15 protein-coding genes and 1 tRNA gene are annotated in these 19,312 nt (G+C 65.7%); 6 read left to right on the forward strand and 10 right to left on the reverse strand.

The window, feature by feature from the left end; all coding sequences use genetic code 11:
- Window positions 1–61 precede the first annotated feature (61 nt).
- Both HLH25_RS13445 and HLH25_RS13450 read left to right on the forward strand, forming a co-directional pair.
- Entirely contained in the window at window positions 62–238 is a 177-nt protein-coding gene (locus HLH25_RS13445; protein WP_182974546.1) for a DUF3311 domain-containing protein, read from the forward strand.
- A complete protein-coding gene (locus HLH25_RS13450; RefSeq protein ID WP_182974547.1) occupies window positions 238–1,716 on the forward strand; it encodes a sodium:solute symporter family protein in 1,479 nt (492 codons plus the stop codon). The genes HLH25_RS13445 and HLH25_RS13450 overlap by 1 nt, the downstream gene beginning before the upstream one ends.
- Window positions 1,717–1,739: 23 nt before the next feature.
- Here the strand turns inward: HLH25_RS13450 and HLH25_RS13455 are convergent, their stop codons facing one another.
- The 4 genes from HLH25_RS13455 to HLH25_RS13470 form a co-directional block, all read right to left on the reverse strand.
- Window positions 1,740–2,936, reverse strand: coding sequence for a glycosyltransferase family 61 protein (locus HLH25_RS13455; RefSeq protein ID WP_246402273.1), 1,197 nt, complete (start codon window positions 2,934–2,936; stop codon window positions 1,740–1,742).
- 54 nt (window positions 2,937–2,990) lie between these two features.
- Window positions 2,991–3,287 carry a hypothetical protein gene (locus HLH25_RS13460; RefSeq protein WP_182974548.1) on the reverse strand — a complete coding sequence of 99 codons (297 nt, stop codon included), beginning with the start codon at window positions 3,285–3,287 and terminating at the stop codon, window positions 2,991–2,993.
- A gap of 395 nt (window positions 3,288–3,682) precedes the next feature.
- Window positions 3,683–4,726 carry an alpha-E domain-containing protein gene (locus tag HLH25_RS13465; protein WP_246402277.1) on the reverse strand — a complete coding sequence of 348 codons (1,044 nt, stop codon included), beginning with the start codon at window positions 4,724–4,726 and terminating at the stop codon, window positions 3,683–3,685.
- An 8-nt stretch (window positions 4,727–4,734) separates the two neighbouring features.
- Window positions 4,735–6,219: a circularly permuted type 2 ATP-grasp protein gene (locus tag HLH25_RS13470; protein WP_182974549.1), complete on the reverse strand. Its 1,485-nt coding sequence runs from the start codon at window positions 6,217–6,219 to the stop codon at window positions 4,735–4,737.
- 252 nt (window positions 6,220–6,471) lie between these two features.
- On the opposite strand from HLH25_RS13470, the gene HLH25_RS13475 reads away from it, so the two are divergent.
- Both HLH25_RS13475 and HLH25_RS13480 read left to right on the forward strand, forming a co-directional pair.
- Window positions 6,472–9,900, forward strand: coding sequence for a transglutaminase family protein (locus HLH25_RS13475; protein ID WP_182974550.1), 3,429 nt, complete (start codon window positions 6,472–6,474; stop codon window positions 9,898–9,900).
- 91 nt (window positions 9,901–9,991) lie between these two features.
- Window positions 9,992–11,074, forward strand: coding sequence for a D-alanine--D-alanine ligase family protein (locus HLH25_RS13480; protein WP_182974551.1), 1,083 nt, complete (start codon window positions 9,992–9,994; stop codon window positions 11,072–11,074).
- Between the two features lie 143 nt (window positions 11,075–11,217).
- On the opposite strand, the gene HLH25_RS13485 is transcribed toward HLH25_RS13480, so the two are convergent.
- The 3 genes from HLH25_RS13485 to HLH25_RS13495 all read right to left on the reverse strand — a co-directional run bounded on the left by HLH25_RS13485 (window position 11,218) and on the right by HLH25_RS13495 (window position 13,268).
- Window positions 11,218–11,294 (reverse strand) — tRNA-Pro (locus tag HLH25_RS13485).
- Window positions 11,295–11,412: 118 nt separating this feature from the next.
- On the reverse strand, window positions 11,413–11,994 hold the full coding sequence (locus HLH25_RS13490; protein WP_182974552.1) for an LOG family protein: 582 nt from the start codon (window positions 11,992–11,994) through the stop codon (window positions 11,413–11,415).
- Window positions 11,995–12,062: 68 nt separating this feature from the next.
- Window positions 12,063–13,268: an MFS transporter gene (locus HLH25_RS13495; protein ID WP_182974553.1), complete on the reverse strand. Its 1,206-nt coding sequence runs from the start codon at window positions 13,266–13,268 to the stop codon at window positions 12,063–12,065.
- A 112-nt stretch (window positions 13,269–13,380) separates the two neighbouring features.
- Here HLH25_RS13495 and HLH25_RS13500 point away from each other — a divergent pair, with 112 nt between their 5' ends.
- A complete protein-coding gene (locus HLH25_RS13500; RefSeq protein WP_182974554.1) occupies window positions 13,381–13,968 on the forward strand; it encodes an NUDIX domain-containing protein in 588 nt (195 codons plus the stop codon).
- A gap of 68 nt (window positions 13,969–14,036) precedes the next feature.
- On the opposite strand, the gene HLH25_RS13505 is transcribed toward HLH25_RS13500, so the two are convergent.
- The 3 genes from HLH25_RS13505 to folD form a co-directional block, all read right to left on the reverse strand.
- On the reverse strand, window positions 14,037–16,091 hold the full coding sequence (locus tag HLH25_RS13505) for a M1 family metallopeptidase (protein ID WP_375288979.1): 2,055 nt from the start codon (window positions 16,089–16,091) through the stop codon (window positions 14,037–14,039).
- Window positions 16,092–16,248: 157 nt separating this feature from the next.
- Window positions 16,249–16,995, reverse strand: coding sequence for a methylenetetrahydrofolate reductase (locus HLH25_RS13510; protein ID WP_182974555.1), 747 nt, complete (start codon window positions 16,993–16,995; stop codon window positions 16,249–16,251).
- Window positions 16,996–17,008: 13 nt separating this feature from the next.
- Entirely contained in the window at window positions 17,009–17,923 is a 915-nt protein-coding gene (gene folD / locus HLH25_RS13515; protein ID WP_182974556.1) for a bifunctional methylenetetrahydrofolate dehydrogenase/methenyltetrahydrofolate cyclohydrolase FolD, read from the reverse strand.
- Between folD and HLH25_RS13520 the strand changes: the two genes are divergently transcribed.
- Complete coding sequence (locus HLH25_RS13520) at window positions 17,922–19,022, forward strand: threonine aldolase family protein (protein ID WP_220791812.1); 1,101 nt, start codon at window positions 17,922–17,924, stop codon at window positions 19,020–19,022. The genes folD and HLH25_RS13520 overlap by 2 nt on opposite strands.
- Window positions 19,023–19,312 lie beyond the last annotated feature (290 nt).

The raw sequence follows: 19,312 nt of genomic DNA on the forward strand, positions 1-19,312 counted from the left end.
GGATAGGCAACCTCATTGTTGGATGCCCGCAATCAAGCAAGAAAATAAGGCCATAATCGGGATGAAAACGCTGTACCTGGCTCTGCTGCTGCCCTTTGTCGGGTTGCTCTGGCTTCCGTTCTATGACCGAACGGAACCGACCCTGCTGGGTTTCCCCTTCTTCTACTGGTACCAGCTCGCCTGGGTACCGGTGACGTCCCTCCTGGTGTGGGTCGTCTGGAAGCGGGACGCACGCTGATGTCATCGCACGTACCATCCACCCCCGCCCTGGTCGTCTTCATCCTGTTCTTCGCCATGACCATCATGCTGGGCAGCACGGTATCATGGTGGCGCGGACGCACCCGCTCCGGGCAGTCCGATGCCCATGGGTCCGAGGATTGGGGCCTGGGCGGCCGCCAGTTCGGCACCTGGGTCACCTGGTTCCTGGTCGGCGGCGATTTCTACACCGCCTATACGGTCATCGCGGTGCCCGCGCTGGTCTACGCGACCGGCGCATTCGGCTTCTTCGCACTGCCCTACACGATCATCGTCTATCCGTTCGTGTTCCTGGTCATGCCCATCCTGTGGCAGATCGCCCATGACGGAAAGCACGCCACGGCGGCGGACATCGTCCGCGCACGCTTCGACAGCCGGGCGCTGGAACTGGCCATCGCCGCCAGCGGCCTGATCGCGGTCATGCCCTATATCGCGCTTCAATTGATCGGCATCCGCACGGTCATCGAAGCCCTGGGCCTGCCGGGCGAGATCCCGCTGATCGTCGCCTTCCTGTCGCTGGCCGCCTATACGTGGCTGGGCGGCCTGCATGCGCCGGCGCTGACCGCGTTCATCAAGGATATCATGATCTATATCGCGGTCCTGGCCGCGGTCACGGTCATTCCGCTGCATCTGGGCGGCTATGGCGCCATGTTCGCCACGGCGGCGCAGCACCTGCCCCACCCGCCGGAAGGCCACGCACTGATGCCGGGCCAGAGCGTGCCCTATGCCACGCTGGCCCTGTCATCGGCGCTGGCGGCCTTCCTCTATCCGCATACGCTCACCGGCGTTCTGGCCGCGCGCTCGGCCGACACGATCCGCAAGAACGCGGTCATGCTGCCGGCTTACACGCTGCTGCTGGGCCTGATCGCCATGCTCGGGCTGATGGCGCACGCGGCCGGGATCGTGACGACCAATACGTCGGCGATCGTCCCGAACCTGTTCACCGCCATCTTCCCCGACTGGTTCACCGGCTTCTGCTTCGCGGCCATCGCCGTGGGCGCGCTGGTCCCCGCCGCCGTCATGGCGATCGGCGCCGCGAACCTGGTCACCAGCAACATCGCACCCGGCCTGCGCAACAATGTCCGCGCCTCGCGCTTCGTCGCCCTCGCGGTCAAGCTGGGCGCGCTGGCCTGCGTGCTGTTCCTGAACGCCCATTTCGCCATCGACCTCCAGCTTCTGGGCGGCCTGTGGATCCTGCAAACCTTTCCCGCACTCGTGCTGGGCATCACGAAGCTGCGCTTCTCGGCCCCCGCGATGCTGGCGGGCTGGGCAGTGGGCACGCTGTACGGCACCTATGTCTGCTTCCATGACGGGCTGAAGCCCACCCACATGCTGTCGATCGGCGGCATGCACCAGTTGGTCTCGACCGGCCTGCTGGCGCTCCTGGTGAATATCGGCACCGTGGTGGTCATCAGCCTGCTGGTCCCCGGCCGCAGCCGGAAAGGCGCCACCGCCGCCTGAACCACCCCATCGGACGGCGCGGCCTACGCGGCGCCGTCCGATACCAGGACCGGCCGCGTACCGCCCGACCAGAGGCCCGACACCTGGCGCAATACCCGCCCCACGTCGATTCCGGCCTCCCAACGGGCGACATGATCCCGTGCCGTCGCCCCGGTGGGGTACTGATCCGCCCAGTAATTCAGGTGTCCGCGCATCGCCATCGCCAAAAAGCACGGATTGGCATGGTGATCGGGCACCAGTTCATAGACCAGGGTGCCCGGACGGCAGAAGCCGATATTGGTCATGCCCGCCCCCAGAGGCCCCACCACCATCGCCGCCGCACGGAACAGGTCGATCTGCTCGCTGACCGTCATCCGCTCGGGCCGTACCACGCAGAATCCCTCCGCTGCCAGGGCCGCCGCCAGCACCGCCTCGTTCGGGATCGCACGATTGCCCGCCCCACCCCGATCGACATACAGGCGAAGCCCGCGCCGGCGCGTAACCGGCACCCGCTCCGCCATACGCGGAAAGACCGACTGGCACAGGCGCGACAGCGCGAAATCGGCTGCCCCAGCGACGATATTGCAATAGACGACACGATCCAGCCGATACTGGCGCCCGGCCGTGAGGGCCTGCCGTCCACCGCCATCGGCACGGAGCAGATCCAGCGTCTGGCGCTGCCACGGCAGCAGGTCGGGCAGCAGCCAGCACGGCCGCCCCCAACGGCGGATTTCCGGCCGGTCCGACAGCGCCGCCATCACCGGCAGCGCATGCGTCATCCAGTGATAGTAATTGCCCGGCCAGTGGTCGCTGCACGGCACCGCAACACCCGGCCCTGCATGACGGACCAGGCGCGCCCGATCGACCCGCAATGCCGCCAGCACTTCGGACGGCTGGAGATAGCATGTCTCCTCCACCAGCTTCCCGTCCTTGATCAGCACCCGGCTGTCCACGTCATACACGACATCGCGCAGAACATGGGCCGTCAGGCCGATCGGCGTGCTGACCCAATCCAGAAACGGGTTGGCAACATCAGTGCGCCGTGCATCGGCCGGCGCGAAACACGCGGCCCGCGCCGGACAGGATTCAAGCAGCACGGAGGATTCGGCAATGTCCTCCAGCCGGACGCGGCCAGGCGACCGGGAGGGGCGGTGCAGGCACCGCAACAACGAAAAGACCATGATCGTGCCAAAAACCACATGCGGGACAGGGCGCAGCCCCGCCACGCCAGCCGACAGCATGATGGCAAGAGATTGATCACTCCTTAAACGCCGCGCGGACGAACGCCGGACTGTCTATCCGGCCAGTTCCTCAAGCAGCGCTTCGGCATGAAGCAGCAACCGGTCCGCATCATCCGTCGTGAACACCAGCGGGTGGATCTTGAGTATGTTGGCGTGGAATCCCGTCGCCGAAATCAGAACATGCCGATCTCTGAGGCCGTTGACGATGCCGGCCGCGAATGCACCGTCCGGTTCCTTGTTGGCTGCGTCCTTTACCATTTCCACGCCGCCATACAGGCCCACACCGCGAATATAGTCGCCCACGCGGTCCGCCTGCACGGACAACGCCTCTTCCCGCAGAATGTCGAGCATCGCCTACGCAGCCGCAATCGCCATCGAATTGCCGCCGAGCGTATTGAAATAGCGTATATCGCAACGCCTGATCGTTGGCTTCGGAACCGGTGCCGGTGAACATGATGTGGCCGTCATCGCCCAGATCGCCACCAAAGCTCGACAGAATCGCCTCGGCATAGCGCAGGAGAGGCTCCTGCACCTACCGCGTATGCGTGCTCAGCCGCGCCGCCTGCCCCGCGACGCCGTCACCACACCGTCAACATCATCCGCACTGCCCAGCGCAATGGCGGTACAGGGCGCTTCAGTGGCCGGATCGATAACATCAAACACGCGCAGGGCCAGAAGCGCGACTCACGCCCCGTCGATATAGAATGGCGTGGCATGGAGCATATGGCGGGGATTAAACGCCGAAGTCATGATTGAGACTGTTCCTGACTGAAGCCAGCGTCGGGCGCCGGATTGGCGGGCGGGGCCGGCATGGCAGGCGGCCAGAAGGCTCGGGCGATCTCGCCCTGTACCAGATGCAATTCGCGCTGCACCCAGTCGAGGAACTCGTGCAGGCCGCGCACGATGATATCCTCCACCGTCTGTTCCGCCAGGGTCGCGCGCAGTTCCTCGATCCGCTCGGCGGCAGCGTAGCCGTTCTTCAGCCCGTAATCGGTGCGCAGGTGGCCGACCGCCCAGTAAAGCTGTCGCAGGCTGGTCGAAAGCGCCCGGGGAAAGCCGTCATTCTTCAGCAGGAAGCCGACGACATGAGCCGGCGTCATGTCGTCCCGCACAGTGCGGCGAAAGGCATGATAGGCGGCGGCCGAGCGCAGCACGGCGGCCCACTGGCCGATATCGACCTCGGACCCCACCCCGGCGACGCTGGGCAACAGCGTGTGATATTTGATGTCGATCAGCCGCGTGATCTGGTCGGCCCGTTCCAGATTGCGGCCGATCAGATAGAACAGCCAAGCCTGGTCACGATAGAACGTACCTTCGGTGATGCCATGATGCGTCTGGCAATCCTGCTTCAGCCGCGCGCACAGCGCGGAGAGGTTGGACGCACGAATATCGCTCGGCCCCAGCGTACTGACCGCATTGGTGAACATGTTCAAATGCATCCACATCTCGGTCGAGATCAGCGGCCGCAGCGAACGCGCGTTCTCGCGCGCCGCATGCGCGATCGAGACGATGGAATTCGGATTCTCCCGGTCGATGACATAGAAGCCGACGACATTTTCCTCCGACGCCACCTCATGCCGCTCGAAGAACCGTTCGTCGTCGGCGTTGATCTGCACGATCGAAAGCCAGCCGGTGCTGGTGCTGCGAGCGCGCACGAACGTTTCGGTCACGTCGATCAGGCGGGCCAGATTTTCGATCCGCTCCATGTAGCGCGCCAGCCAGATGGTACATTCGGCATAGCGCGACAACAGGTTGGGCATGCCGATGCCGCCCGGAGGAATATCGATCATGACAGGATTCATGATGCCAGCACCCACGTATCCTTCGATCCCCCGCCCTGCGAGGAATTGACCACCAGCGATCCCTTGCGCAATGCCACGCGCGACAGCCCACCGGGCAGCACCCAGGTCGAGTCCCCGGTCACCGCGAAGGGCCGCAGATCGACATGCCGCGCCTCGACCCCGGCCTCGCACAAGGTGGGGCAGACCGACAGATCGATCACCGGCTGACTGATGTAATTGGCCGGATCGGCCAGCAGGCTGGCGCGGAACGCCTCCAGTTCGGCCTTGGTCGCATGCGGCCCGATAATCAGCCCGTAGCCGCCCGATTCACCGACCGGCTTGACCACCAGATTGTCGAGATTGGCCAGCGTATAGGCCAGCCCCTCCGGCTCGGCACAAATATGGGTCTCGACGTTCGAGAGGATCGGCTCCTCACCCAGATAATAGCGGATGATGCGCGGCATGTAGGCATAGACGGCCTTGTCGTCCGCGACCCCGGTGCCGATCGCATTCGCGATCGTCACATTGCCCCGGCGATAGGCATCCACCAGCCCCGGCACGCCCAGCATACTGTCGGGATTGAACACATGCGGGTCGAGAAAATCGTCATTCAGGCGGCGATAGATCGAATGGACCGGCCGAGGCCCCGCCACGGTACGCATGAAGACGCGCCCGTTCTCCACCATTAGGTCGCGGCCCTCGACCAGCGGCACACCCATTTCGCGTGCCAGAAAGACATGCTCGAAATAGGCGGAATTGTAGATGCCGGGCGAGAGCAGCACCACCTGCGCATCCTGAACGCCGGCGGGTGCCGTTTCGGTCAGTGCGCGGCGCAGGCGCGGCCCGTATTCATCCACCGGCATCAGATCCAGCCCGACGGCCAGATCCGGCATGCTGCGCAGCATCATATGCCGGTTCTCGATGACGTAGGACACACCCGAGGGCGTGCGCGCATTATCCTCCAGAACCAGGAAGTTCCCAGCACCATCGCGGACCAGGTCGGTGCCGTTGATATGGACATAGACCCGTCCGGGAACGTCCAGCCCTTCCATCTCCGGCCGGTAGTTGGAATTTCCCAGCACCAGCCCGGCGGGCACGACGCCATCCTTCAGGATGCGCCGCTCGTGATAGATATCCCACAGGAAATGATTGATCGCGGCAACCCGCTGCTGCACCCCGCGTTCGACATGGTCCCACTCGGCGGCCGTCAGCACGCGCGGGATCAGGTCCACGGGCAGGATGCGGTCGATCGCGTCGCGATCGGTATAAACGGTGAAGGTAATGCCCAGATTATACAGGTCCGCCTCGGCGACGCGGGCCCTCTGGCGCAGTTCCGTCAGCCCGAAATGCGCCAGCCTGTCCCGGATCAGGGTCAGGCTGGCCGGCGGCGGGTCCCGCCGGTTCATCAGTTCGCAATAGAAATCCGGTGTATCATAGGACACGAACAGGCCCGGTCCCTGCTGCGTGTCGTCCTGCCCCAGATCGCCTCTGTGGTCGCTCATTGTCCCGTTTTCTCCCGTGCATGGCAGGAGATCAGGCGCGAAGGATTCATGTCCACCCCACCTGCTGGTCCGTGTTTCCGTTACAGCCAAGCAAGAATTTACGCCGCCGCCAAGGCCCAATCGGCATCATCGCCGTATTGCTATTATTCGGGGGCGAGCCCGCGTGAATTTCCGCTTTCCCCCCTGTGCGCGGCGGACCATGCTGGGCTACCGTTCCCGGAGCGGAATATCACTCTGGTTCAAGGTCGACGCATGACCCTGCATGTCGCACTGACGCATCGTACCGGTTATCAATACGACCGTCCCGTCTCGCTCGGTCCACAGACCATCCGGCTTCGTCCGGCTCCACACGCCCGCACGCCGATCGTGTCGTACGCGCTGCGGATCGAGCCAAAACCCCATTTCATCAACTGGATGCAGGACCCGTCGGGCAATTATCAGGCCCGGGTCGTGTTCCCCGAACGCGTGACCCATTTCGAGGTCACGGTGGATCTGGTGGCCGACATGGCCACGATCAATCCATTCGACTTTTTCCTCGAACCCGAGGCCGAGCACTGGCCGTTCGCCTACGACCCCGTGCTGGCCGGCGAACTGGCCCCCTACCGCGCCTGCGAGGAACCGGGTCCACTGCTGGCCGAATTGCTGGCTGGCGTCGACCCGAGCCGCCAGCGCACGGTGGACATGCTGGTGGCGCTCAACCAGCAGATCCAGCAGCGCATCGCCTATGTGGTGCGGCTGGAACCCGGCGTCTGGACACCCGAGGAAACGCTGGAACAGGGCAAGGGCTCGTGCCGCGACAGCGCCTGGCTGCTGGTGCAGATGCTGCGCAATCTGGGTTTCGCCGCGCGCTTCGTTTCCGGCTACCTGATCCAGCTCGTGGCCGACCAGAAGCCGCTGACCGGCCCCGAAGGCCCCACCGAGGACTTCACCGACCTGCATGCCTGGGCCGAGGTCTACCTGCCCGGCGCCGGCTGGGTCGGGCTGGACGCCACCTCCGGCCTGCTGACGGGCGAGGGCCATATCCCCCTCGCCGCAACGCCCGAGCCCGCCTCCGCCGCGCCGATCTCCGGCCTGGTCGGCAAGTGCGAGACCGAATTCGACTTCGCCATGGCCGTCACGCGGGTGCTGGAAACGCCCCGCACCACCCGCCCCTACGCCGATGCGCAATGGCAGGCGATCGTCGCGGCCGGGCGCGCGGTCGATGCCACGCTGGAAGAAGGCGCCGTCGGCCTGACCATGGGCGGCGAACCCACCTTCATCGCCGCCGACGACATGGACGCCCCGGAGTGGAACATCGACGCGCTGGGTCCGACCAAGCGCGCCTATGCGGGGCGCCTGCTGCGGCGCCTGCTGCCGCTCTGGTCGAAAGGGGCGGCGATCCAGCATGTGCTGGGCAAGCATTACCCCGGCGAACAACTGCCACGCTGGGCACTGCTATGCCACTGGCGCCGCGACGGCGAACCGGTCTGGACCGATCCCGCGCTCCTGGCCTCCGACGACGACACCGATACCGCGACCGAACAGGATGCCGCCGCCTTCTGCCGCGCGCTGGCCGAGCGGTTGCAGGTCGATCCCGGCCTCGTCAGTCCGGCCTATGAGGACATCCATTACTATCTGTGGCGCGAGCACCGGCTACCGGCCAACGTGATCGTCGAGGATTCCAAACTGCGCGACCCGCTGGAGCGCGAGCGCCTCGCCCGCGTCTACGGCCACGGACTGAACGTGCCGGTCGGCAGCGTGCTGCCGCTGCGCGTCGTGGTACGCGACGGCGTGCGCCGCTGGCAGTCCGGGCGCTGGTTCTTCCGGGGCGACCTGATGTTCCTGGTCCCCGGCGACGCACCGGTCGGCTTCCGCCTGCCGCTGCAAAGCCTCCTCTGGGCCAGCGAAGACAATATCGACCACGACATGGAGCGCGATCCGTTCGCCCCCGTGCCGCCGCTGCCGCCCCATCCCGCCCTGGCGCGCCGCGCCGGCCCCTCGGCTGGCGGCACGCGCCCCAGTTGGTCGGAGCAAAGCGTGCCCCCCGGACGCGCCGACAGGGCCGAGGCAGGCGAACAACCCGCCCTGTCGGACCTCCCGTCCCTGCCGCCCTATCCCGGCGGCGGCACCGGACGCATCCCGCTGGACCGCGCCATCGCCGCTCATCTGGTGGAAGTCGGGCGCGAGGAGCCCGAACTGGTCCGCACCGCGCTGGCCGTCGAGGCACGCGGCGGCCTCCTGCATGTCTTCTTCCCTCCCCTCTACGCGGCGGAAGACTGGCTGGATCTCTGCGCGGCGGTCGAGGACACCGCCCGCGCCTTCGGCCGCAAGGTGGTGCTGGAAGGCTACCAGCCGCCGCGCGACCCCCGCCTGCTCAATTTCTCGATCACGCCCGACCCCGGCGTGATCGAGGTCAACATTCACCCCGCCGCAAGCTGGGACGAGCATATCGGCCGCAGCCAGCAGCTATACGACGAAGCCCGCGCGGTCGGGCTGATCGCCGAGAAATTCATGGTCGACGGCCGCCATGTCGGCACCGGCGGCGGCAACCATGTGGTGATGGGCGCCGCCCGTCCCGCCGACAGCCCGTTCCTGCGCCGGCCGGACCTGCTGAAATCGCTGGTCGGCTTCTGGCACAACCATCCGTCGCTCTCCTATCTGTTCAGCGGCCTGTTCATCGGCCCGTCCTCGCAGCATCCCCGCGTGGACGAAGCCCGCGACGACAGCGTGGCGGAACTGGAAATCGCCTTCTCCCAGGTCCGGCCCGACCAGCCGACGCCGCCCTGGCTGACCGACCGGCTGTTCCGCAACCTGCTCGCCGACATCACCGGCAACACGCACCGCACCGAATTCTGCATCGACAAGCTCTACGCGCCGGAAACCTCGTCCGGCCGGCTGGGGCTGGTGGAATATCGCGCCTTCGAAATGCCGCCCCATCACCAGATGGCGGCGGCCCAGATGCTGCTAATGCGCGCCGCCGTCGCCGCCTTCTGGAAACAGCCCTACGAGCGGCGACTGGTACGCTGGGGCACCCGCCTGCATGACGATTTCATGCTGCCGCACTACGTCGGCCGCGATTTCACCGACGCCATCGCCGAACTGCGCGCGCTCGGCGCCCCGCTGGAAGCCGACTGGTTCGCACCGCACATGGCCTTCCGCTTCCCCGAAATCGGCACCGTCCCCCTTCTGGGCATGACGCTCGACCTCCGCCACGCACTGGAACCCTGGCACACCCTGGCCGAGGAACCGGCAGCCGGCGGCACCGTGCGCTATGTCGACAGTTCCGCCGAACGGGTCCAGGCCCGCGTCACCGGCTGGGTGGACGAACGCTACATCCTCGCCTGCAACGGCATCGGCGTGCCGCTGACCCGCACCGAACGCCAGGGCGAATATGTCGGCGGCGTACGCTTCAAGGCGTGGAACCCACCCAGCGCCCTGCACCCCACCGTCGGCGTGCAGACCCCACTGGTGTTCGATGTGTACGATACCTGGACCGGCCGCAGCATCGGCGGCCTGACCTACCACGTCGCCCACCCCGGCGGCCGCAACTACGAAACCCGGCCGGTCAACGCCAACGAAGCCGAAGCCCGGCGCCGCATCCGCTTCTTTCCGTTCGGCCATACCGTGGGGGCCATGCCGGCACCCGTTGTGCGGCGGTCGCTGGAACAGCCTCGGACTTTGGATCTGCGGCGGTTTTCCTGAGGGGGACATGACGCAGGGCGCTGCCCTGCACCCGGAAGGGGACAGTCGTCCCCTTCACCCCTTCAACTTCATTCATGATGAGGAATAGAAGATGATTCCGACCGGTAACACGGCCAGGCTGCGTGTTGGCGTTCTCTTTGGTGGCCGGTCGGCGGAGCATGCGGTCTCGGTTCTTTCCGCAACCAATGTCATGCGGGCACTTTCTCCCGAGAAATACGATGCCGTTCCGATTTTCGTCACCCGCGAGGGGCTGTGGATTCTAAGCTGTCTTGAGGACGGCACCCTCGCGCAACCATCCCATGGAACAGAACTCTGTTTCGTACCGGGCGGCCACGGGCGCGTGATCGCACTCCCGCCAGATGGTGCGCCCTACGCATTGCCTGGAATCGACATCCTCTTTCCCGTCCTGCACGGCCTTCACGGCGAAGACGGCGCAGTACAGGGCCTGGCCGAAGTCGCCCATGTGCCGCTCGCCGGCTGCGGCATTCCCGGATCGGCGAACGCCCTGGACAAGGACATCGCCAAAAGACTCTTCAACGAGGCCGGCATTCCTGCTGCCCGATCAGTCACGATCCACCCGCACGCCGTGCCGACCTTCGAAGAACTGGAACTTGCTCTCGGTCTGCCCGTCTTCATCAAGCCCGCCCGCCAAGGCTCCTCGGTCGGGGTCAGCAAGGTCTCGACCAGAGCGGATTATGAAGGCGCCTTGTCCGAAGGCTTCCGCCACGACACGAAGCTGCTTGCCGAACAATTCATTCAGGGGCGCGAGATCGAATGCGCGGTTCTCGAAGCCACCGACGGCACCCTGTTCGTCTCGCGAACCGGTGAAATCGTCCCGGCCGACCGCCACGGCTTCTATACCTACGATGCCAAATATATCGACAAGGACGGCGCCGGCCTGCATGTGCCAGCCGAGTTACCCGGCGAGACCGAGGATGCGATCAGAGCCCTCGCATCCCAAGCCTTCCGCGCCCTTGGCTGCGACGGCATGGCCCGCGCGGATTTCTTCCTGACACCCGACGGGCAAATCCTGGTCAACGAACTGAACACGATCCCCGGCTTCACCGATATCAGCATGTATTCCAAGGTGATGGCCGTCAGCGGAATCAACTACCCCGAAATTCTCGACCGCCTGATCGCCCATGGTCTGGCACGGGCAGGAAAAGCGTGCTGACGGCAGGATAACCCGCACTCGGCCTGCTCAGATTCAGTCGGATTATGGAGTTACGGCACCGAGCGGGCCAGATAGTTGTGGCGAAGCGAGGATTCCCGACTCGGCCCATAACGGCATTACGCCGCCCGACATAAGGGAAAATCTGGTCGGAGTGAGAGGATTCGAACCTCCGGCCCCTGCGTCCCGAACACAGTGCTCTACCAGGCTGAGCTACACTCCGAACTCGTGTGGGGGGCTATACATGCCCTCTCGACTCTCCGCAAGAGCCCGGGCGTCAACTATTCGCCCGAGCAGCGGTTTTTTGTCATGCCGCCGTCATATCCGGCCCCGGCGGAACCCTACAGCCGGCTGGCATCATCCACGACCGGGCTACGCACCACGGCCTTCAGATGCACCATCGTCGTGGCCACGTCAGGCACGACCGCGAACAGATCCAGCGCCGAGGCTTCCGCGAAACCGTTTTCCACCGCAGCCCGCAGCATGCCCAGCATCGGGTCGGCCCAACCGGCGACATTGACGATGAAGATCGGCTTGTCGTGCAGCTTCAATTGCCGCCAGGTCAGGATTTCCATCGTCTCGTCGAATGTACCCAGGCCTCCGGGCAGCACGACGAAGGCATCGGCCCGGGCAAACATCAACTGTTTGCGACTGTGCATCGAGTCCGTCACGGTCAGGTCGCTCACCCCCTGATGCATCACCTCGCGCGCTTCAAGAAAGGAAGGGATCACACCAGACACCGCACCACCGGCCGCCAGCGTCGCATCCGCCACCGCGCCCATCAGCCCGACATCGCCACCGCCATAGACCAACCGCATACCGGCTTCGCCAAGCTGCTGCCCCAGGTCCCGCGCAGCCTCCTGGAACGCTGGCCGGCCCCCGAAACGGGACCCGCAGAATACGGCAACGGCAACAACGGACATGGGTCGTTATCCTCCTGAAGATGGATCATGCACGCGATCCGCCCCGCGCCCCACAAAGACAGTCGCCATCAGGCGGCATCGGGGCGGGACCGCTCCCGCAGCAGCAGGGTGGCACCGACCCCGGCGCCGGTAAACAGGGCCGAGACCAGAAACATCGGACCATAGCCCAGGCTATGGATCACCAGCCCCAGCATCGGGCCGGAAAGGCCGATACCGATATCGAGAAAGACGCTGAAGGCCCCCAGCGCCGCCCCCCGGTTATGCGGGCCTGCGCGCGTCACCGCCTCCACCCCGAGGGCCGGAAAGACCAGCGAGAACCCGGCCCCGGTCAACGCGGCCCCCAGATCGGCCGAGAACACATCCGCGCTCCGCCAGAGCAGCAGCAGCCCGGCAACCTCGACCAGCAGCGACACCACCGCCACCTTCATCCCGCCGCGCAGGCCGATCTGGCGCGAGAAGAACAGCCGCACCAGAACGAAGACCAGCCCGAACACCATCAGCCCCACCGCCGCACCGTCCCAGTGCCGGTCGGCAAAATACAGTGACAGACAGGCCGAGATGGCCCCGAACCCAACCGACCCGCAGGCCAGCACGATGCCGTAAGGCAAAACGCGCCAGAAGACCTGGGAGAACGGCATGACCTCGCCCCCCTTGGCAATCGGCGGCACGGCGGCATATCGCGTGGCCAACGCCAATCCGAACGCAGGCAGCAGCGCCGAGAGCAATCCCACCCCCGCCAGCCCACCCAGCATCCCATGGGCCTGTGCCAGCACCGCGCCCACCGGCGCCCCGAAGGCGATACCGCCATAGGAAGTGATGCCGTTCCAGGAAATCACCTGCGCCGTCCGTTCCGGCCCGACACGCCCGATATTCCACAGGATGGCCCCGGTCGCGGTCCAGCTTTCACCCACCCCCATCAGGATGCGGCTGGCAATCAGCAGCAGCATGGCCAACCCGGCCCGATGCATGAACAGGCCCGACAGCATCAGCGCCAGCCCCGCCAGCACGCAGATCGCAAGCCCGATCACCACCGCCGGCTTCGCGCCCCGCTCGTCCACGAACCGGCCCGCCTGCGCGCGCGAGGCGAAAGTCGCCAGATATTGCAGCGACACGGCCAATCCGGCGATGACGGTATTATAGCCCAGCGTGCCATGCACAAAGAGCGGGATGACCGCCAGCGGCAGACCGATATCGACGTAGCAGATCAGGTTGAACAGAACGACGGCGAGAATTCGCAGCGTTGGGTTGGCCGGCCCGCTCCGTAAGACAGTCATGACGAGGTGTACACTCCGGTTACTGCAATACCATACGGGCCGACAACGCCATTCGCCAAGCATGGCCACCCCACGCCATGATGGAAACGCCACCACGAGAGGAACTTCCCGCATGACCCCCGACAGCCCCATCCCCATCCCCGAAGATACGGGCGGCTTCGTCACCCTCTCCTCGCGGATCGCCTACGAAAATCCATGGACCCGCGTGCGCGAGGACATCATCCGCCGGCCGGATGGAGGCGAAGGACTATACGGCGTGGTCGAGCGGGGGGATTTCGTCGTCATCCTGCCGCTGGGCGAAGGGCCGGACGGCCCCACCGTGACGCTGGTGCGCCAGTATCGATACCCGATCCGGGCGCGGTTGTGGGAACTGCCGATGGGCATGTGGGAATATCGGCCCGACGCCGATCCCGAAACGGTGGCAAGGGGTGAACTGGAAGAAGAAACCGGCCTGCATGCCGAACGACTGCGCCATGCGGGCATCCTGTATCAGGGGGCCGGCTATTCCACCCAACGCGGCCATGTCTATCTGGCGACCGGCCTGACGCAGGGCATGCCCCGACCAGAGGCAACCGAGGCGGACCTGACCAGTCACACGATGAAACTGACTGAACTGGACCGGATGATTCGCGATGGCGAAATCACCTGCATGGTCACGCTGGCCGCGCTGGCCCTGATCCGCGCGCGCGACTGGCTGTAGTAACCCGTCCGGGAACCGGAGCTGGCGAGATACGCGCACCAGCCCCCATTCCCGAATGATCCCCGGCCTCAGCGCGCGGGCGGCGCGGCCGGCGGAGCGGGCTGGGGCGGGGCCAGGGTCAGCGTGTTGTCGGCACGGTTCAGGTCCGGAATGTCATGCCCCGGATCGAGGGTAACCGCCTGGGGTGTGCGCGAGCCGGGAATCGTCAGTTCGATCTCGTTGCGCAGGTACCAGGCTTCGGTCGGGATGGTCAGGCGCGCGTTGGTGCCATCGGTATAGCTCACCTGCAACGTCACCGGCAGCGGCAGCCAGCCCTTGTTGTCCACCGTCACCAGCAGGCCGGGCGCCGCGCCCTCGCCGGTCGGCGTGGCGGACTTCACCGCATAATCCGGCCCCCAGTTGTTGAAATACCAGCCCCGCCAGAACCACGACAGATCCTCGCCCGTCTCGCTGTCCATCAGCCGGAAGAAATCCGAAGGCGTGGGGTGGCGATAGGCCCACATCGCAATGTAACGACGGAAGGCACGGTCGAACCGCTCCGGACCCAGGATCTGCTCGCGCAGCAGCTTCAGCCCATAGGCGGCCTTGAAGTAGGTGACCGGATGCCGATAGTGCTCGGGGATCAGGTCCGAAGGTGTCATCAGGCGCGGCGCGGCCGGGTCGCGCAGCACCGGGAGGATATCCTCGGCCGGCTTTCCGGTAGCGGGCGCGAACTCCACATCGTGCTTAGGCGCGAACTCGCCGGAATTGAAATCGTCCGACGCATAGGTGTCGATAAAGGTGTTGAATCCTTCGTCCATGAACGCATGGCGGCGTTCGTTGGAGCCCACGACCATCGGGAACCAGTCATGGCCCAGTTCATGCGCCGTGACCCAGAACAGTTCCGGGTCCTTGTCGCTCATGCCGTCGAAAACGATGCCGGGATACTCCATCGCCGCGCCATGCCCGCCCAGATTGATCGCGTTCGGCCACGGATAGGGGTACCAGCGACGCGAGAAATATTCGATCGCGTATTTCACATACGACGTGGAGCGGTCCCACTGATGCGGTCCCGCGCCTTCCACCGGATAGGCCGACATCGCCAGACGCGGTACCGGCGCATGACCCGGCTCGACCACCACCGGCGGCAGGTTCAGACGCGCCGCATCCCACAGGAAGGCCGGCGAGGCCGCGAACGCCACGTCGCGCGTGTTGTTCATGCGGAAATGCCAGGTCTTGGTACCGGTCTGGGCCGGATGGCTCTTGGGGTCGTGGATATCGGCTTCGGTGCGGATCATCACCCGCTCGTCGCTCTTCGCGGCCTGCGCCAGCCTGTCGCGCTCGGTCTGGGTCAGCACATCGGCCTGGTTGAGCAGCGCGCCGGACCCGACCACGGTAAAGTTCCACGGCACGGTCACGCTGTAATCGATATCGCCGTAGTCCAGAAAGAACTCCTGTCCCAGATAGGGCGCGGTATCCCAGCCGCGAACGTCGTCATAGACGGCCATGCGCGGATACCATTGCGCCACCTCGTAGATATCGCCGTTGCGGGTGGAACTGACGGCGGTGCGCCCGCCCGAGGGGCCGGGAATGGTATAGTGCCAGACGATCTTCAGCCGGATCTTGCCGCCCTTGCCCTCCAGCGCCGTGGGCAACGGCACCTGCATCCGCGTGTCGGAGATGACGGGCGTAACCGGGATGCTCTTGCCGTCCTGTTCGATCGACACGCTTTCGATCACATCGCCATCGGTATGATCGCCATGGCGCTGCGGATTGACGAAATTGCCGCGCGAACCGTCACGATAGATATTCTGGTCGAGCTGCACCCACAGCACGTCCAGCGCATCGGGGCTGTTATTCGCGTAGGTGATGATTTCGCTGCCAGAAAGCAGGCGGTTGGTGGGGTCGATCGCCGCCTTGATCTCGTAATCGACGCTGTTCTGCCAATAGGCGCCACCCGGCACGCCACCGGCCGACCGCGTGCTGCCGGCCGGCATCGGATAGGCCAGCGGGGCGAAGATACGGGCCGGATCCGGCGGCGGCATGGCGGATGCGGCGGCCGGTGTCGCCTCTTCGGCAAGCGCGGGCGCCACGCCGCCCACGATCAGCATGGCGACGCCCAGCACACGCCCGATCGCGGTCATGGTACCGGCGATCCCCGGCTGAAACCCTGGCCTGATGGACAGGCGTGGACATGGACGGTGGTACGGCACGATCAGGACCTCTCGGGGAAAACAGATTCTTTCCCCGAGGCTAACGGAATTGCAGCGCGGACGTAACCCGTCCCCACCCCGCGTCGTATCAGCCGAGCGCCTGCTGGATCGGCCCCAGATAGGCGGCCAGGCTCACCCGCAGCGGCATCAGATAGACATGCCCCCCCGCCGCCCGGACGGCACGGATCGCCCGAACCGCGAATGCAATGTTGGCTTCCAGCGTCAGGTCGAACCCGTGGGGAAAAACGACATGGTTCGTCGTCTCCCAATAAGAGCGCGATTTCGGCCCGATAACCGGCGAGAGCCCCCAGAATACGGTTTCCCCCTCCAGCCAGCCCATGCACAGCTCCAGCATCCGCATGTCGAACACCGGCTGGGTAAAGAAGCCGGCGGCCCCGGCCTCCTTCTTGCGCGTCACCGCCTCCATCTCCCGCCAGGGCGCATGCCGCCACGGGTCGAAGGCGGCATAGACCGTCAGATGCGGCGCCTCGCGGCGATAGCGGCGGATCACGCTTTCCGACGAATTGGGAAAGGTCCGGCGGCTCAGATCGGCCGGCGGATCGCCCCGCACCACCAGCACTTCCGTCAGCCCCGGAATATCCACCCCCGGCAGCGGGCCGTCAGGGTCGATATCGATGGCCCGGATATGCGGCACGACACGCGGCAGGACCGGTTGCAGCAGCGGCACCGCCTGCCACCCCTGCATCGGAAAGCGCATCAGGCTGGGCACATTCAACGTGTCGGCCAACGGAAAATGCGTGCGAACCTGCTGCGCGTCGCGCAGCAGGGCCTCCGCATCGCGCGGAATCAGTTCGACCGACAGGCGCATCGTCATCCCTCCGCCGCCCTCAGGCCGCGCCGACAATGCGCCGGGCAGCCGCCAGGGTATTGTTCAGCAGGCAGGCGATCGTCATCGGCCCGACACCGCCCGGCACCGGGGTAATCCGCCCCGCACGGGTCACGGCCTCATCGAACGCCACGTCACCCACCAGCCGCGTCTTGCCGTTGGGCAGCGAAATACGGGTGATGCCCACATCGATCACGGTCGCGCCGGGCTTGATCCAGTCGCCGCGCACCAGCCCGTTGCAGCCGGTCGCCACCACCAGGATATCGCCCTGCCGCGCCAGCGCGGCGGGGTCGCGCGTGTCGATATGCGCGACCGTCACGGTGCAGCCCTCGGCCAGCAGCAGCCGCGCCATCGGCCGCCCCACCAGATTGGACGCGCCGATGATCACCGCATGCAGGCCCCGCAAGTCGCCCAGTTCCGCTTTCAGCAGCATCAGGCAGCCCAGCGGCGTGCAGGGCACGATACCCGGCTGGCCCAGCGCCAGCCGGCCGGCATTCACCTCGCCCAGACCGTCCACATCCTTGTCGGGATGAATGGCATTCGTCACCGCCACCGGGTCCAGCCCCGCGGGCAACGGCAACTGCACCAGGATGCCGTGAATTTCCGGGTCCTGATTCAACCGCCCGATCAACGCCAGCAACTCGCCCTGCGACGTGGTTTCGGGCAGCATGTGCATGAACGAGCGCATGCCGGCGCGATGGGTCTGGAGCGCCTTGTTGCGCACATAGACCTCGCTGGCCGGGTCGTTGCCTACCAGCACCACCGCCAGACCGGGCGTCACCTGATAGCGGTCATGGAACGCGCGGACCTCCTGTGCGATCGTCTGCGTCAGGTTCGCCGCGAATGCCTTGCCGTCGATCAGGCGCGCGGACGGGTTGCGAACGGACGCTGTTTCGGCGGAAGCTGGCTCGGTCATGCGGCACTCCGGACAACGGGAACGGAAAGAGCAGGGGAATAGCGTGGTGGAGCAGATACGCAAGAACTTCAGCAGCGACAATGTCGTTCCGGCCTGTCCCGCCGTGATGTCCGCCCTGGCCGCCGCCAACGCGGATGCCGCCCCCGCCTATGGCGGCGACGCCTGGACGGCGCGACTGGACGACGTGGTGGCGGATATCTTCGAACACCCGGTCAAGGTCTTCCCCGTCGCCACCGGCACGGCGGCGAACGCGCTGGCGCTGGCCGCCCTCGCGCCCCCCTATGCCGCGATCCTGTGCGACGAAAGCGCCCACATCGCCCAGTCCGAGTGCGCGGCACCGGATTTCTTCACCGGCGGCGCCCGGCTGGTCACCATCCCGTCCGAAGACGGGCGCATGACACCGGAGGCCCTGTCCTACAAGCTCGGCCGCCTGCCCGCCGACGACGTGCACAATCCCCTGCCGACGGCACTCAGCCTGACCCAGGCCACCGAATGGGGCACCGTCTACCCGCCCGCCCACATCGCCGAACTGACGGCCAGAGCCCGAAGCCGGAATCTCGCGGTGCATATGGACGGCGCTCGCCTGGCCAACGCCATCGCCCATCTGGGCTGTAGCCCGGCCGAAGCGACATGGAAGGCCGGCATCGACGTGCTGTCGCTGGGCATGACCAAGAACGGTGCCATGGCCGCCGAGGCGGTGGTCTTCTTCAACCCGGCACACGCCGAACAATTCGCCCGCCGCCGCAAGCGCTCCGGCCATGACTGGTCCAAGCAGCGGTTCCTGAGCGCGCAGATTCTGGCATGCCTGGAAGACGATCTGTGGCTCAACAACGCCCGCCACGCCAACGCCATGGCACAACGCCTGGCCGGCGGCCTGTTCCGCCACCCCGGCTCGCGGATGCTCTACGAAACCCAGGCCAACGAAATCTTCGTCCTGCTGCCCGACCGGGCGATCGCCCATCTGCGCGCTGCGGGATTCGCCTTCCACGACTGGGACACGCCGGAAGGTGTGGATGGCACCGTCATCCGCCTGGTCACCAGCTATTACACCCGCATCGAGGATGTTGACGCGCTTCTGGAGACACTTTCGGAAATCTAGTCTTATTTTCGGTTCTTTTCAAAAGAAGAACAGAAAATCCCTTACCCGTTCAGCAACCGTGCGCCCGGAACGGCGCCGCCCCCCCCCCTGTCTGTTGGTGATGTGCGAGGATGTATAGCGGAAGGGAGCCCGTCCCCCCCGAGGGTCTGGAGCCCGTTTGGGAGCATGGGTCCCTTCCGCCTTTGCTCAACCCTGAACAGTTGCTTGGGACTTTCGATCCCGCATGACATGGACAGGAGCCCTCACCATGCCACAGCCCGTCATCGGCTGCGATCTTTCGCGCGCCTTCC

The sequence above is a fragment of the Gluconacetobacter dulcium genome, from assembly GCF_014174165.1.
GTDB classification, from domain to species: Bacteria; Pseudomonadota; Alphaproteobacteria; order Acetobacterales; family Acetobacteraceae; genus Gluconacetobacter; species Gluconacetobacter dulcium.

What these genes read in the sequence shown, in the direction of transcription:
- HLH25_RS13500 (WP_182974554.1), top strand. Translation starts at nt 13,381, where the DNA reads ATGACCCCCGACAGCCCCATCCCCATCCCCGAAGATACGGGCGGCTTC.
- HLH25_RS13465 (WP_246402277.1), bottom strand. Translation starts at nt 4,726, where the DNA reads ATGATCGATATTCCTCCGGGCGGCATCGGCATGCCCAACCTGTTGTCG.
- HLH25_RS13480 (WP_182974551.1), top strand. Translation starts at nt 9,992, where the DNA reads ATGATTCCGACCGGTAACACGGCCAGGCTGCGTGTTGGCGTTCTCTTT.
- HLH25_RS13490 (WP_182974552.1), bottom strand. Translation starts at nt 11,994, where the DNA reads ATGTCCGTTGTTGCCGTTGCCGTATTCTGCGGGTCCCGTTTCGGGGGC.
- HLH25_RS13510 (WP_182974555.1), bottom strand. Translation starts at nt 16,995, where the DNA reads ATGACGATGCGCCTGTCGGTCGAACTGATTCCGCGCGATGCGGAGGCC.
- HLH25_RS13495 (WP_182974553.1), bottom strand. Translation starts at nt 13,268, where the DNA reads ATGACTGTCTTACGGAGCGGGCCGGCCAACCCAACGCTGCGAATTCTC.
- HLH25_RS13475 (WP_182974550.1), top strand. Translation starts at nt 6,472, where the DNA reads ATGACCCTGCATGTCGCACTGACGCATCGTACCGGTTATCAATACGAC.
- HLH25_RS13460 (WP_182974548.1), bottom strand. Translation starts at nt 3,287, where the DNA reads ATGCTCGACATTCTGCGGGAAGAGGCGTTGTCCGTGCAGGCGGACCGC.
- HLH25_RS13445 (WP_182974546.1), top strand. Translation starts at nt 62, where the DNA reads ATGAAAACGCTGTACCTGGCTCTGCTGCTGCCCTTTGTCGGGTTGCTC.
- HLH25_RS13455 (WP_246402273.1), bottom strand. Translation starts at nt 2,936, where the DNA reads ATGCTGTCGGCTGGCGTGGCGGGGCTGCGCCCTGTCCCGCATGTGGTT.
- folD (WP_182974556.1), bottom strand. Translation starts at nt 17,923, where the DNA reads ATGACCGAGCCAGCTTCCGCCGAAACAGCGTCCGTTCGCAACCCGTCC.
- HLH25_RS13505 (WP_375288979.1), bottom strand. Translation starts at nt 16,091, where the DNA reads ATGACCGCGATCGGGCGTGTGCTGGGCGTCGCCATGCTGATCGTGGGC.
- HLH25_RS13450 (WP_182974547.1), top strand. Translation starts at nt 238, where the DNA reads ATGTCATCGCACGTACCATCCACCCCCGCCCTGGTCGTCTTCATCCTG.
- HLH25_RS13470 (WP_182974549.1), bottom strand. Translation starts at nt 6,219, where the DNA reads ATGAGCGACCACAGAGGCGATCTGGGGCAGGACGACACGCAGCAGGGA.
- HLH25_RS13520 (WP_220791812.1), top strand. Translation starts at nt 17,922, where the DNA reads ATGCGGCACTCCGGACAACGGGAACGGAAAGAGCAGGGGAATAGCGTG.